9 protein-coding genes are annotated in these 14,265 nt (G+C 53.8%); 6 read left to right on the top strand and 3 right to left on the bottom strand.

Translation table 11 applies throughout. The features are described 5' to 3' along the window. Positions 1-32 precede the first annotated feature (32 nt). From bcsG to bcsE, 3 genes are read right to left on the bottom strand one after another with little or no spacing between them, the layout of a single operon-like run. Positions 33-1,712, bottom strand: coding sequence for a cellulose biosynthesis protein BcsG (gene bcsG / locus BEB42_RS15465; RefSeq protein ID WP_000191596.1), 1,680 nt, complete (start codon positions 1,710-1,712; stop codon positions 33-35). Then, positions 1,709-1,900 carry a cellulose biosynthesis protein BcsF gene (bcsF, locus tag BEB42_RS15460; RefSeq protein WP_000988308.1) on the bottom strand — a complete coding sequence of 64 codons (192 nt, stop codon included), beginning with the start codon at positions 1,898-1,900 and terminating at the stop codon, positions 1,709-1,711. The genes bcsG and bcsF overlap by 4 nt, the downstream gene beginning before the upstream one ends. After that, on the bottom strand, positions 1,897-3,468 hold the full coding sequence (gene bcsE / locus BEB42_RS15455) for a cellulose biosynthesis c-di-GMP-binding protein BcsE (RefSeq protein ID WP_001204922.1): 1,572 nt from the start codon (positions 3,466-3,468) through the stop codon (positions 1,897-1,899). Before bcsE ends, bcsF begins: the two co-directional genes overlap by 4 nt. A 271-nt stretch (positions 3,469-3,739) precedes the next feature. On the opposite strand from bcsE, the gene bcsR reads away from it, so the two are divergent. The 6 genes from bcsR to bcsC are packed head-to-tail and all read left to right on the top strand — an operon-like array spanning position 3,740 to position 14,225. Further along, positions 3,740-3,928 carry a cellulose biosynthesis protein BcsR gene (bcsR, locus tag BEB42_RS15450; RefSeq protein WP_001063314.1) on the top strand — a complete coding sequence of 63 codons (189 nt, stop codon included), beginning with the start codon at positions 3,740-3,742 and terminating at the stop codon, positions 3,926-3,928. 11 nt (positions 3,929-3,939) lie between these two features. After that, the gene (gene bcsQ / locus BEB42_RS15445; protein ID WP_105267442.1) at positions 3,940-4,692 is read left to right on the top strand and encodes a cellulose biosynthesis protein BcsQ; all 753 of its coding nucleotides are present in this window, start codon (positions 3,940-3,942) and stop codon (positions 4,690-4,692) included. Then, entirely contained in the window at positions 4,689-7,307 is a 2,619-nt protein-coding gene (gene bcsA / locus BEB42_RS15440; protein WP_000025853.1) for a UDP-forming cellulose synthase catalytic subunit, read from the top strand. The genes bcsQ and bcsA overlap by 4 nt, the downstream gene beginning before the upstream one ends. Positions 7,308-7,317: 10 nt before the next feature. Next, complete coding sequence (gene bcsB / locus BEB42_RS15435; protein WP_001353586.1) at positions 7,318-9,657, top strand: cellulose biosynthesis cyclic di-GMP-binding regulatory protein BcsB; 2,340 nt, start codon at positions 7,318-7,320, stop codon at positions 9,655-9,657. Positions 9,658-9,663: 6 nt separating this feature from the next. Beyond that, a complete protein-coding gene (bcsZ, locus tag BEB42_RS15430; protein WP_001353587.1) occupies positions 9,664-10,770 on the top strand; it encodes a cellulose synthase complex periplasmic endoglucanase BcsZ in 1,107 nt (368 codons plus the stop codon). After that, on the top strand, positions 10,752-14,225 hold the full coding sequence (gene bcsC, locus BEB42_RS15425; protein WP_105267441.1) for a cellulose synthase complex outer membrane protein BcsC: 3,474 nt from the start codon (positions 10,752-10,754) through the stop codon (positions 14,223-14,225). The genes bcsZ and bcsC overlap by 19 nt, the downstream gene beginning before the upstream one ends. The last annotated feature ends 40 nt before the right edge of the window (positions 14,226-14,265 follow it).

The following is a 14,265-nucleotide window of genomic DNA, read 5'->3' as shown; positions in this document are numbered from 1 at the left end:
GCAGGGGTGAAACTCTGCGGCCTTTTTCGTTCTTATTGCGGGTAAGGCACCCAGTCGCCGCCGTTCAGGCGAACGTACGGTTTATCCTGGTATTGAATAACTACTGCATTTGAGTTCTCGGAGACCGGTGCTGTTTGTGGCAACCCACTGGTGAGTTTTTTCCAGTCAACATTGTCTTCGGTGAAAATCTTACCATCAAGAACGCGAACCACCAGATCGGAGATAGCCAGGAAGCTGCTCGGTTGGTCGATGACAATCGGTGCCCCCTGATGTGGTGCCTTCATGCCGAAGAATTTCACCCCAACGGGGACGTCTGTGATAGACGGGCTAGGGATATCACGTAGGCCAGATACCTGCATTCTGTCGCCCTTCAGCGCGCCACCGTGTTCCGGCACCACTACCACCATCACTTTACGACCCGATTTCTCCAGTTCAGTAAAGAAGGCGTCCAGCTCATCAAAGAATTTCTGCGCTCGCGCTTTGTAATCCGCTGTTTTGCTGACGCCCGGATAATGGTTGCCGTCATGCAGTGGAAGCGTGTTGTAGAACGTGGCACTACGGCTGTTTTTATCTTTTTCGGTAACGTCCAGCCAGCGGTTAAGCACGGCGGTATCGTCATAAACCGGCGAACCATCAAAGCCCAGCAAAATAACCGGCAGATTTGTTTGATCCATCAATTCGGTCTGCATGCCGCCATTTTCGCGAACTTCTTTCAAAAAACCGCCGAACTGGCCGTTATGTCCCATCATCAGGTGCTGGGTAAAGCCCAGTTTCGACAGGTTATCAAACAGATAGCAGTCGTTATTTGCCGGTTGATACAGATTAGTGTGCGAAGTCTGCCCGCAGCTGGCGCGCAGTAAACGGATCGCCGCCGGGCCACTGTAGGAGGTGGCGGAGTTAAAGTTCTTGAACTCAATATCGAAATGCGACCACAGCGGATGCGACATCAACCCGGCGGCTTCAATATCCGACCAGGAAAGCGAACAGATATTAATCACCAGTAGTTCAAATGGCTGAGCATCAGCGGGCAGCGAAGACGGGAAGGTCGATTTACGTTTCGCCTCCGCGTTATAGAAATTATTCAGCCAGGCGTTAAGGTTCGCCGTTGTTGGCGGTGCAGTTTGTGCGGGCATATCACCCACTACCGGTGCGCCACCCGTCGCCGCAACGGTTGCCGCTGCGTTACCACCCGTCGTTGTTACAGTGGTCGTCGGTTGACCGGCAGGCCACAAGGAGAAACTTGGTCCCGCCAGGGTAAGTACGTTCAGCCATAGCAGAATGGCAACCACAAAAACGGTAATGCGAATCCATTGTGACAGGAATAACCAGGCCACTAATAAAACAAAAATGGCCCCAATCATCTGCCAGTTAATAAAGCGTGTGACAAGGTCGATTAAATAATCGGTACTGAACCCCGCCACCTGCGAACCCTGGCTCATTATGCTTTCCGGGCCAGGCAACCAGGTGTCATGCCAGAACAAAGCAAAGCCGATCGGCAGGGCAATCCAGTGGCGTAAGCGATGCAGGCTGTAGCGCGGAATGGGCATCAGCAGAAACGCGGCAAACACCAGATTGAGGAGCGGATGGAAGTTAAGATATCCCGCCCACAACAGGCCGAACTTAACCAGAAAATAGAAGTTCCAGCCGGAAAGGCCGCGCCAGTATTGCCAGAGGGAAGAAGGCATGGCGGTATTTTGCGTAAATTGAGTCATTTTTTGGTTGCCCTGGCTTTTTCCGTGCGGCGTAACGTCCCGGCCGGTTTAACATAACGAGGTTTAGCAAAGAACAAACGTAAGGTGTCGCGAATGCGTCGCAAAGAGTGCCGCGCCAGATAGCCCAGCGGGAAAAATATCAGTGCGCAAACGACAATAATTTCAATGATATCGCTGATGGTCATCATGATGAGCGCTCCACAGTATCATCTAACAGTCGCATTGGTTCTGGTATTCTTCGCCAGTGGCGACCATCGTGCTCGGCATTGATGACCGGTTTAGAACTTTGCGTTAAAGGCAGCGGCATGCCCCATTGTTCTGGAGCAAGCAGGCGCATCTGCACCAGCTCGGCACTGATTTGATCATCTTCAAACCAGACCATACGGTTTGAGAAAATGTCGCCAGTCGGCAATGGGAAAATATGATTCAACGCGGTATCCAGATCGTTAATCCGACAGAATGAGAGAAACAGCACCAGCCGATTACCGCCAATGGTCATGATATCGCCGGTACGGTTAGGGCGACACAGCGTCAGGGCTTGCTCAACGCGGATACCCGGTACCGGACGTAGGGCAACCAGAACGCCTTTACCATGTGCAGGCAAGAGAGGGTTATTCATCATGTTGTTAACGGCATTACAGAACACATCCCACTTCTGGAAACCACGTAGTTTGAGCGGCTGGGTCATTGACAGCAAGGTAGTGATATCTTCCGGCACATAGCGACTAAACTTCTGCCCTTGCACGCTTTCGATCATCGTCAGACAGCGGGAGAGTGGCGCATTCCACGGGATAACCATATTTGCACCGCAGGCCAATAACAAACGTTCATCGGTGGCGCGCAAGCTTGCGGTATTTTCCCGTACGAGGATTTTCATCGCACTACCGCGCTGGCGACGCAGAGTATGAATGCTGCGGGCCAGTGGCTCGATTTGCGCATTTTGCTGTAAAGAAAAGACCACCGTCGCCGCCTGAGCGGTACGGGCTTCATTGAACAGAATTTCGTTATTGTTGAACAGTTGCCAGTGTTCCGATAGCGGCGGCGCACCTTCCAGTACAGCAACATTACTCAGAATGCGTTTTTCGTCGCTGCGTGGTTGGATCTCCGCCTCTTCGCTTTGAACTAATGTCCAGATACCATTTTGTTGCTGAACGCTAAGCTGCTGACGGGCGCTGACCCCTTTTTCGTTGCACCAGAAGGCAATATCCAGCAAATGTTGGTCTCCCTGAAAACGCAAACTGGCAAGACCAAAAAGTGAACGGTATTCCTCAAGCAACAATGAAAATTGTTTATCGTTATTATTTCCGGGATTAATTACCAAAAGCGAACAATGGTTTAACCTGCTCCATTTATTCATTTTATCCAACCATGAGCGAAGCCGCTCGGCAGGAATGTTTTGCCATGCGTTATTTGCGCAAACAAGAATAAAAAGGTAATTATTGGGATCAATAGAACACTGCAAATCACGGGCCAAATAGTATAGACCTTTTTCATGATTTAGCATTGAAAATAATTTTATTTTTTCCGGCCCTTGAGAATCATCTAATTGAAAGATTTTCGCCGGATCGCTGTCCATGCTAATGACCGCGACGTGTGCGGTTTCAGCCTGGGATGCAATTGTTTGATTCGCCAGACTGATAGCATCTTCATGGCGATCGACGTTAAACCACCAGACGCCGCCTGCTGGCATATGTCGCAGCTCATCCCATAATGATGAGATACCGATAGAGAATACAGGGTCCACAATGTCCCTCATGTCATCATTTTGTCTGATTATCAGTTTACTAGCGAAAGCTAAGAAATAAACCTACCATTGAAATTAAAACTTATCAGATTTAGCATGTGAATCAATTTAGCAGGTCACAAGACGTGTGATTTTAGTCTTTTCGTTTTTAACTTTTTTTGTTGCGTAACGGAAAGTCAAAAAGTGAGCAAATTCCCGTCTCGCCGTAAACAATAAAACGGCGAAATGCTCACGGTTAGAATTGTCTCATGAACGGTACGGTTATTTCATAGGGATCAAGCAAATGAATAACAATGAACCAGATACTCTGCCTGATCCCGCGATAGGCTATATCTTCCAGAATGATATTTTGGCGTTAAAGCAGGCGTTTTCACTGCCTGATATTGATTATGCCGATATTTCCCAACGCGAACAGTTGGCCGCGGCATTAAAACGCTGGCCGTTGCTGGCAGAGTTTGCGCAACAAAAGTAGGGGATTGGTGAATGGCCGTACTGGGATTGCAGGGGGTGCGGGGAGGCGTGGGGACAACAACCATCACTGCCGCATTAGCCTGGTCATTACAAATGTTGGGAGAAAATGTCCTGGTGGTCGATGCCTGCCCGGACAATTTGTTGCGCCTGTCATTTAACGTTGATTTTACCCACCGTCAGGGCTGGGCCAGAGCCATGCTGGACGGTCAGGACTGGCGTGACGCCGGGTTGCGCTATACCTCGCAGCTCGATTTGCTGCCTTTTGGTCAGTTATCCATTGAAGAACAAGAAAATCCTCAGCACTGGCAAACCCGGTTGAGCGATATTTGCTCCGGCTTACAGCAACTCAAAGCTAGCGGGCGTTACCAGTGGATTTTGATCGACTTACCGCGTGATGCCTCACAGATAACCCACCAGTTGCTGAGTTTGTGCGATCACTCGCTGGCAATCGTCAATGTGGATGCCAACTGCCATATCCGGCTGCATCAGCAGGCGCTGCCGGATGGCGCGCATATTTTGATTAATGACTTCCGTATCGGCAGTCAGGTTCAGGACGATATTTACCAGCTTTGGTTGCAAAGCCAGCGCCGATTACTGCCAATGCTCATTCATCGTGATGAAGCGATGGCTCAATGCCTGGCGGCTAAGCAACCAGTCGGTGAATACAGCAGTGATGCGCTGGCGGCTGAAGAGATACTGACGCTGGCTAACTGGTGCCTGTTGAACTATTCCGGGCTGAAAACGCCAGTCGGGAGTGCATCATGAGTATCCTGACCCGGTGGTTGCTTATCCCGCCGGTCAACGCGCGGCTTATCGGGCGTTATCGCGATTATCGTCGTCACGGCGCGTCGGCTTTCAGCGCGACGCTCGGCTGTTTTTGGTTGATCCTGGCCTGGATTTTTATTCCGCTGGAGCACCCGCGCTGGCAGCGTATTCGCGCAGAACATAAAAACCTGTATCCGCATATCAACGCCTCGCGTCCGCGTCCGCTGGACCCGGTCCGTTATCTCATTCAAACATGCTGGTTACTGATCGGTACATCGCGCAAAGAAACGCCGAAACCGCGCAGGCGGACATTTTCAGGTCTGCAGAATATTCGTGGACGTTACCATCAATGGATGAACGAGCTGCCTGAGCGCGTTAGCCATAAAACACAGCATCTCGATGAGAAAAAAGAACTCGGCCATTTGAGCGCCGGGGCGCGGCGGTTGATCCTCGGTATCATCGTCACCTTCTCGCTGATTCTGGCGTTAATCTGCGTTACCCAGCCGTTTAACCCGCTGGCGCAGTTTATCTTCCTGATGCTGCTATGGGGTGTAGCACTGATCGTACGACGAATGCCGGGACGCTTCTCGGCGCTGATGTTGATTGTGCTGTCGCTGACTGTTTCTTGCCGTTATATCTGGTGGCGCTACACCTCTACGCTGAACTGGGACGATCCGGTCAGTCTGGTGTGCGGGCTTATACTGCTGTTCGCTGAAACGTACGCGTGGATTGTGCTGGTGCTCGGCTACTTCCAGGTGGTATGGCCGCTGAATCGTCAGCCGGTACCGTTGCCGAAAGATATGTCGCTGTGGCCGTCGGTAGATATCTTTGTCCCGACTTACAACGAAGATCTCAACGTGGTGAAAAATACGATTTACGCCTCGCTGGGTATCGACTGGCCGAAAGACAAGCTGAACATCTGGATCCTCGATGACGGCGGCAGGGAAGAGTTTCGCCAGTTTGCACAAAACGTGGGGGTGAAATATATCGCCCGTACCACTCATGAACATGCGAAAGCAGGCAACATCAACAATGCGCTGAAATATGCCAAAGGCGAGTTCGTGTCGATTTTCGACTGCGACCACGTGCCGACGCGCTCATTCCTGCAAATGACCATGGGCTGGTTCCTGAAAGAAAAACAGTTGGCGATGATGCAGACGCCGCACCACTTCTTCTCACCGGACCCGTTTGAACGCAACCTCGGGCGTTTTCGTAAAACGCCAAACGAAGGCACGCTGTTTTATGGTCTGGTGCAGGACGGCAATGATATGTGGGATGCCACTTTCTTCTGCGGTTCCTGTGCGGTGATTCGCCGTAAGCCGCTGGATGAGATTGGCGGTATTGCCGTCGAAACGGTAACCGAAGATGCGCATACTTCTCTGCGTTTGCACCGTCGTGGCTATACCTCTGCATATATGCGTATTCCGCAGGCGGCGGGGCTGGCGACCGAAAGTCTGTCGGCGCATATCGGTCAGCGTATTCGCTGGGCGCGCGGGATGGTGCAAATCTTCCGTCTCGATAACCCGCTCACCGGTAAAGGGCTGAAGTTTGCTCAGCGGCTGTGCTACGTCAACGCCATGTTCCACTTCTTGTCGGGCATTCCACGACTGATCTTCCTGACTGCGCCGCTGGCGTTCCTGCTGCTGCATGCCTACATCATCTATGCGCCAGCGTTGATGATCGCCCTGTTCGTGCTGCCGCATATGATTCATGCCAGCCTGACCAACTCGAAGATCCAGGGCAAATATCGCCACTCTTTCTGGAGTGAAATCTACGAAACGGTGCTGGCGTGGTATATCGCACCACCGACGCTGGTGGCGCTGATTAACCCGCACAAAGGCAAATTTAACGTCACCGCCAAAGGTGGACTGGTGGAAGAAGAGTACGTCGACTGGGTGATCTCACGGCCCTACATTTTCCTGGTATTGCTCAACCTGGTCGGTATTGCGGTCGGTATCTGGCGTTACTTCTACGGCCCGCCAACCGAGATGCTCACTGTCATCGTCAGTATGGTGTGGGTGTTCTACAACCTGATTATTCTCGGTGGTGCGGTAGCGGTATCGGTAGAAAGCAAACAGGTTCGCCGATCGCACCGCGTGGAGATGACGATGCCCGCGGCAATTGCCCGTGAAGATGGTCACCTCTTCTCGTGTACCGTTCAGGATTTCTCCGACGGTGGTTTGGGGATCAAGATCAACGGTCAGGCGCAGATTCTGGAAGGGCAGAAAGTGAATCTGTTGCTTAAACGTGGTCAGCAAGAATACGTCTTCCCGGCCCAGGTGGCGCGCGTGATGGGTAATGAAGTTGGGCTGAAATTAATGCCGCTCACCACCCAGCAACATATCGATTTTGTGCAGTGTACGTTTGCCCGTGCGGATACATGGGCGCTCTGGCAGGACAGCTATCCGGAAGATAAGCCGCTGGAAAGTCTGCTGGATATTCTGAAGCTCGGCTTCCGTGGCTACCGCCATCTGGCGGAGTTTGCGCCTTCTTCGGTGAAGGGCATATTCCGTGTGCTGACTTCTCTGGTTTCCTGGGTTGTATCGTTTATTCCGCGCCGCCCGGCGCGGAGCGAAACGGCACAACCATCGGATCAGGTTTTGGCTCAACAATGATGATAACGCGATGAAAAGAAAACTATTCTGGATTTGTGCAGTGGCTATGGGGATGAGTGCGTTCCCCTCTTTCATGACGCAGGCGACGCCAGCAACGCAACCACTGATCAATGCTGAGCCAGCTGTAGCCGCCCAGACGGAACAAAATCCGCAGGTGGGGCAAGTGATGCCGGGCGTGCAGGGCGCTAATGCCCCCATCGTGGCGCAGAACGGTCCTTCGCGTGATGTGAAGCTGACCTTTGCGCAAATTGCGCCACCGCCGGGCAGCATGGTGCTACGTGGCATTAACCCGAACGGCAGCATTGAGTTTGGTATGCGCAGCGATGAAGTGGTGACGAAGGCGATGCTCAACCTCGAATACACGCCATCGCCATCGTTACTGCCTGTCCAGTCGCAGTTAAAGGTTTATCTCAATGATGAACTGATGGGCGTGCTGCCAGTGACCAAAGAACAGTTGGGTAAAAAAACGCTGGCACAAATGCCAATTAACCCACTGTTTATTACCGACTTCAACCGTGTGCGGCTGGAGTTTGTCGGTCATTATCAGGACGTGTGCGAAAACCCGGCCAGCACCACGCTTTGGCTGGATGTTGGGCGGAGCAGTGGACTGGATCTGACCTATCAGACCCTGAATGTGAAGAATGATCTGTCACACTTCCCGGTACCATTCTTTGACCCGCGTGATAACCGCACCAACACCTTGCCGATGGTCTTTGCGGGTGCGCCGGATGTTGGGCTGCAACAAGCATCTGCCATTGTCGCCTCGTGGTTTGGTTCGCGTTCTGGCTGGCGTGGGCAGAACTTCCCGGTGCTCTATAACCAACTGCCGGATCGCAATGCCATCGTTTTTGCCACTAATGACAAACGCCCGGACTTCCTGCGCGATCATCCGGCGGTAAAAGCCCCGGTGATTGAGATGATCAACCATCCACAGAATCCTTACGTCAAACTGCTGGTGGTCTTTGGTCGTGACGACAAAGACCTGTTGCAGGCAGCAAAAGGTATCGCTCAGGGTAACATTCTGTTCCGTGGTGAAAGCGTGGTAGTGAATGAAGTAAAACCGCTGCTACCGCGTAAGCCGTACGATGCGCCGAACTGGGTGCGTACCGATCGCCCGGTCACCTTTGGTGAACTAAAAACCTATGAAGAACAGTTACAATCCAGCGGTCTTGAGCCAGCAGCGATTAACGTTTCGCTAAACCTGCCGCCGGATCTCTACCTGATGCGCAGTACCGGCATTGATATGGATATCAACTATCGCTACACCATGCCGCCGGTGAAAGACAGTTCGCGGATGGATATCAGCCTGAATAACCAGTTCCTGCAATCCTTCAACCTGAGCAGTAAACAGGAGGCGAACCGCCTGCTGCTGCGTATTCCGGTATTACAAGGTTTGCTGGATGGCAAAACGGATGTCTCTATTCCGGCGCTGAAACTGGGCGCGACCAACCAGTTGCGGTTCGACTTTGAGTATATGAACCCGATGCCGGGCGGTTCGGTGGATAACTGTATTACCTTCCAGCCGGTGCAGAATCATGTGGTGATTGGTGACGACTCCACCATCGACTTCTCGAAGTATTACCACTTCATCCCGATGCCGGATCTACGCGCCTTTGCTAACGCGGGCTTCCCGTTCAGCCGGATGGCGGATCTGTCACAAACCATCACCGTGATGCCGAAAGCGCCTAACGAAGCACAGATGGAAACCTTGCTGAATACCGTTGGCTTTATCGGTGCGCAGACGGGCTTCCCGGCGATTAACCTGACGGTGACCGATGATGGCAGCACCATTCAGGGCAAAGATGCCGACATCATGATCATCGGTGGTATCCCGGACAAACTGAAAGACGACAAGCAGATCGACCTGTTGGTGCAGGCGACCGAAAGCTGGGTGAAAACGCCGATGCGCCAGACCCCGTTCCCCGGCATTGTGCCGGACGAGAGCGATCGCGCGGCAGAAACTCAATCAACGCTGACCTCTTCCGGTGCGATGGCAGCGGTGATTGGCTTCCAGTCGCCGTATAACGACCAGCGTAGCGTGATTGCGCTGCTGGCAGATAGCCCACGCGGTTATGAAATGCTTAACGATGCGGTGAACGATAGCGGCAAACGCGCCACCATGTTCGGCTCGGTCGCGGTGATCCGCGAGTCCGGTATCAATAGCCTGCGTGTTGGCGACGTCTATTACGTTGGCCATCTGCCGTGGTTCGAACGCTTATGGTATGCGCTGGCAAACCATCCGATTCTGCTGGCGGTGCTGGCGGCAATCAGCGTCGTGCTGCTGGCCTGGGTACTGTGGCGTTTGCTGCGTATTATCAGCCGTCGTCGTCTTAACCCGGATAACGAGTAATTGAAGATGAATGTGTTGCGTAGTGGACTCGTGACGATGCTGCTGCTGGCTGCCTTTAGTGTTCAGGCAGCCTGCAACTGGCCTGCCTGGGAGCAGTTCAAAAAGGATTACATCAGTCAGGAAGGGCGCGTCATCGACCCCAGCGACGCGCGCAAAATCACCACCTCCGAAGGGCAAAGTTACGGCATGTTCTTTGCCCTGGCGGCTAACGACCGTGCAGCTTTCGATAATATTCTCGACTGGACGCAGAACAATCTCGCTCAGGGTTCTTTAAAAGAACATTTGCCCGCCTGGCTGTGGGGCAAGAAAGAGAACAGTAAGTGGGAAGTGCTGGACAGCAATTCGGCCTCTGATGGTGATGTCTGGATGGCCTGGTCGTTGCTGGAGGCGGGGCGGTTGTGGAAAGAGCAGCGTTATACGGATATCGGCAGCGCGTTGTTAAAACGTATTGCGCGGGAGGAAGTAGTGACGGTGCCTGGGCTGGGTTCCATGTTGTTGCCGGGCAAAGTGGGATTTGCTGAGGATAACAGCTGGCGTTTTAACCCCAGCTACCTGCCGCCGACGCTGGCGCAGTATTTCACCCGCTTTGGCGCGCCGTGGACTACGCTGCGCGAAACCAATCAACGTTTATTGCTGGAAACCGCCCCGAAAGGCTTTTCGCCAGACTGGGTGCGCTATGAGAAAGACAAAGGCTGGCAGCTAAAAGCCGAAAAAACATTGATCAGCAGCTACGACGCTATCCGTGTTTACATGTGGGTAGGCATGATGCCTGACAGCGATCCGCAAAAAGCGCGGATGCTCAACCGGTTTAAACCGATGGCGACATTCACCGAGAAAAACGGCTATCCGCCGGAAAAAGTCGATGTGGCTACGGGGAAAGCGCAGGGTAAAGGACCGGTCGGTTTTTCTGCCGCCATGCTGCCCTTTTTACAAAACCGCGATGCACAGGCCGTTCAGCGCCAGCGCGTGGCCGATAACTTTCCCGGCAGCGATGCCTATTACAACTATGTGCTGACCCTGTTTGGACAAGGCTGGGATCAACACCGTTTCCGCTTCTCGACAAAAGGTGAGTTATTACCTGACTGGGGCCAGGAATGCGCAAATTCACACTAAACATATTCACGCTTTCCCTCGGTCTGGCCGTCATGCCGATGGTCGAGGCAGCACCAACCGCTCAGCAACAGTTGCTGGAGCAAGTTCGGTTAGGCGAAGCGACCCATCGTGAAGACCTGGTGCAACAGTCGTTGTATCGGCTGGAACTTATTGATCCGAATAACCCGGACGTCGTTGCCGCCCGTTTCCGTTCTCTGTTACGCCAGGGCGATATTGATGGTGCGCAAAAACAGCTCGATCGGCTGTCGCAGTTAGCGCCGAGTTCAAATGCGTATAAATCGTCGCGGACCACAATGTTACTTTCTACGCCGGATGGTCGTCAGGCACTGCAACAGGCAAGATTGCAGGCGACTACCGGTCATGCAGAAGAAGCTGTGGCGAGTTACAACAAGCTGTTCAACGGTGCGCCGCCGGAAGGTGACATTGCCGTCGAGTACTGGAGTACGGTGGCGAAAATTCCGGCTCGCCGTGGCGAAGCGATTAATCAGCTAAAACGCATTAATGCGGATACGCCGGGCAATACGGGCCTGCAAAACAATCTGGCGCTATTGCTGTTTAGTAGCGATCGGCGTGATGAAGGTTTTGCTGTACTGGAGCAGATGGCGAAATCGAACGCCGGGCGCGAGGGAGCCTCTAAAATCTGGTACGGGCAGATTAAAGACATGCCTGTCAGCGATGCCAGTGTGCAGGCGCTGAAAAAATATCTCTCGATCTTTAGTGATGGCGATAGCGTAGCTGCTGCGCAATCGCAACTGGCAGAACAGCAAAAACAACTGGCCGATCCTGCTTTCCGCGCTCGTGCGCAAGGTTTAGCGGCAGTGGACTCTGGCATGGCGGGTAAAGCCATTCCCGAACTACAACAGGCAGTGCGGGCGAACCCGAAAGACAGTGAGGCACTGGGGGCGCTGGGCCAGGCGTATTCTCAGAAAGGCGATCGCGCCAATGCGGTGGCGAATCTGGAAAAAGCTCTCGCACTGGACTCGCACAGCAGCAACAACGACAAATGGAACAGTCTGCTGAAAGTAAACCGCTACTGGCTGGCGATCCAGCAGGGTGATGCCGCGCTGAAAGCCAATAATCCTGACCGGGCAGAACGCCTGTTCCAGCAGGCGCGTAACGTTGATAATACTGACAGCTATGCAGTGCTTGGGCTGGGCGATGTGGCGATGGCGCGCAAAGATTACCCTGCCGCCGAACGCTATTACCAGCAGACCTTGCGTATGGACAGCGGCAACACTAACGCCGTGCGCGGGCTGGCGAATATTTACCGCCAGCAGTCGCCAGAAAAAGCCGAAGCGTATATCGCCTCGCTCTCTGCCAGCCAGCGGCGCAGCATTGATGATATCGAACGTAGCCTGCAAAACGATCGTCTGGCACAGCAGGCAGAGGCACTGGAAAACCAGGGCAAATGGGCGCAGGCAGCAGCACTTCAGCGGCAACGACTGGCACTGGACCCCGGCAGCGTGTGGATTACTTACCGACTTTCGCAGGATCTCTGGCAGGCCGGACAACGCAGCCAGGCTGATACATTAATGCGCAATCTGGCACAGCAGAAGCCGAACGACCCGGAGCAGGTTTACGCTTACGGGCTGTATCTCTCTGGTCATGACCAGGACAGAGCGGCACTGGCGCATATCAACAGCCTGCCGCGCGCGCAATGGAACAGCAATATTCAGGAGCTGGTTAATCGGCTGCAAAGCGACCAGGTGCTGGAAACCGCTAATCGCCTGCGAGAAAACGGTAAAGAGGCAGAAGCAGAAGCGATGCTGCGCCAGCAACCGCCTTCCTCGCGTATTGATCTGACGCTGGCTGACTGGGCGCAACAACGACGTGATTACGCTGCTGCCCGTGCTGCATATCAGAATGTCCTGACGCGGGAGCCAACTAACGCTGATGCCATTCTTGGCCTGACGGAAGTGGATATCGCTGCCGGTGACAAAGCGGCGGCACGTAGCCAACTGGCGAAACTGCCTGCCACCGATAACGCCTCCCTGAACACACAGCGGCGCGTGGCGCTGGCGCAGGCGCAGCTTGGCGATACCGCAGCGGCGCAGCAGACATTTAACAAGCTGATCCCGCAGGCAAAATCTCAGCCGCCGTCGATGGAAAGTGCGATGGTGCTGCGCGACGGTGCGAAGTTTGAAGCGCAGGCGGGCGATCCAAAGCAGGCGCTGGAAACCTACAAAGACGCGATGGTCGCATCCGGTGTGACCACGACGCGTCCGCAGGATAACGACACCTTTACCCGGCTGACCCGTAACGACGAGAAAGATGACTGGCTGAAACGCGGCGTGCGCAGCGATGCAGCGGACCTCTATCGCCAGCAGGATCTTAACGTCACCCTCGAGCACGATTACTGGGGGTCGAGCGGCACCGGTGGTTACTCCGATCTGAAAGCGCACACCACCATGTTGCAGGTGGACGCACCGTATTCTGACGGGCGGATGTTCTTTCGCAGTGATTTCGTCAATATGAACGTCGGCAGTTTCTCCACTAATGCCGATGGCAAATGGGATGACAACTGGGGCACCTGTACATTACAGGACTGTAGCGGCAACCGCAGCCAGTCGGATTCCGGTGCCAGCGTGGCGGTCGGCTGGCGAAATGACGTCTGGAGCTGGGATATCGGCACCACGCCGATGGGCTTCAACGTGGTGGATGTGGTCGGCGGCATCAGTTACAGTGATGATATCGGGCCGCTGGGTTACACCGTTAACGCCCATCGTCGGCCCATTTCCAGTTCTTTGCTGGCCTTTGGCGGGCAAAAAGACTCCCCGAGCAATACCGGGAAAAAATGGGGTGGCGTGCGTGCTGATGGCGTAGGACTAAGCCTGAGCTACGATAAAGGTGAAGCAAACGGCGTCTGGGCATCGCTTAGCGGCGACCAGTTAACCGGTAAAAATGTTGAAGATAACTGGCGTGTGCGCTGGATGACGGGCTATTACTATAAGGTCATCAACCAGAACAATCGCCGCGTGACAATCGGCCTGAACAACATGATCTGGCATTACGACAAAGACCTGAGTGGGTACTCACTCGGTCAGGGCGGTTACTACAGCCCGCAGGAATACCTGTCGTTTGCCATTCCGGTGATGTGGCGTGAGCGGACAGAAAACTGGTCGTGGGAGCTGGGGGCGTCTGGTTCGTGGTCGCATTCGCGCACCAAAACCATGCCGCGGTATCCGCTGATGAATCTGATCCCGACTGACTGGCAGGAAGAAGCTGCGCGGCAATCCAACGATGGCGGCAGCAGTCAGGGCTTTGGCTATACGGCGCGGGCATTACTTGAGCGTCGCGTCACATCCAACTGGTTTGTCGGTACGGCAATTGATATCCAGCAGGCGAAAGATTACGCGCCCAGCCATTTCCTGCTCTACGTACGTTATTCCGCCGCCGGATGGCAGGGTGACATGGATTTACCGCCGCAGCCGCTGATACCTTACGCCGACTGGTAAGTTTTCAGATAGCGCCTCTCTTAATGCCGCTGCGATCGGG

Source organism: Escherichia sp. MOD1-EC5990 (genome assembly GCF_002965285.1).
Lineage (GTDB): Bacteria > Pseudomonadota > Gammaproteobacteria > Enterobacterales > Enterobacteriaceae > Escherichia > Escherichia coli_F.
The sequence above is the reverse complement of the archived record's forward strand: the minus strand, read 5'-3'. Positions and strand labels throughout refer to the sequence as shown.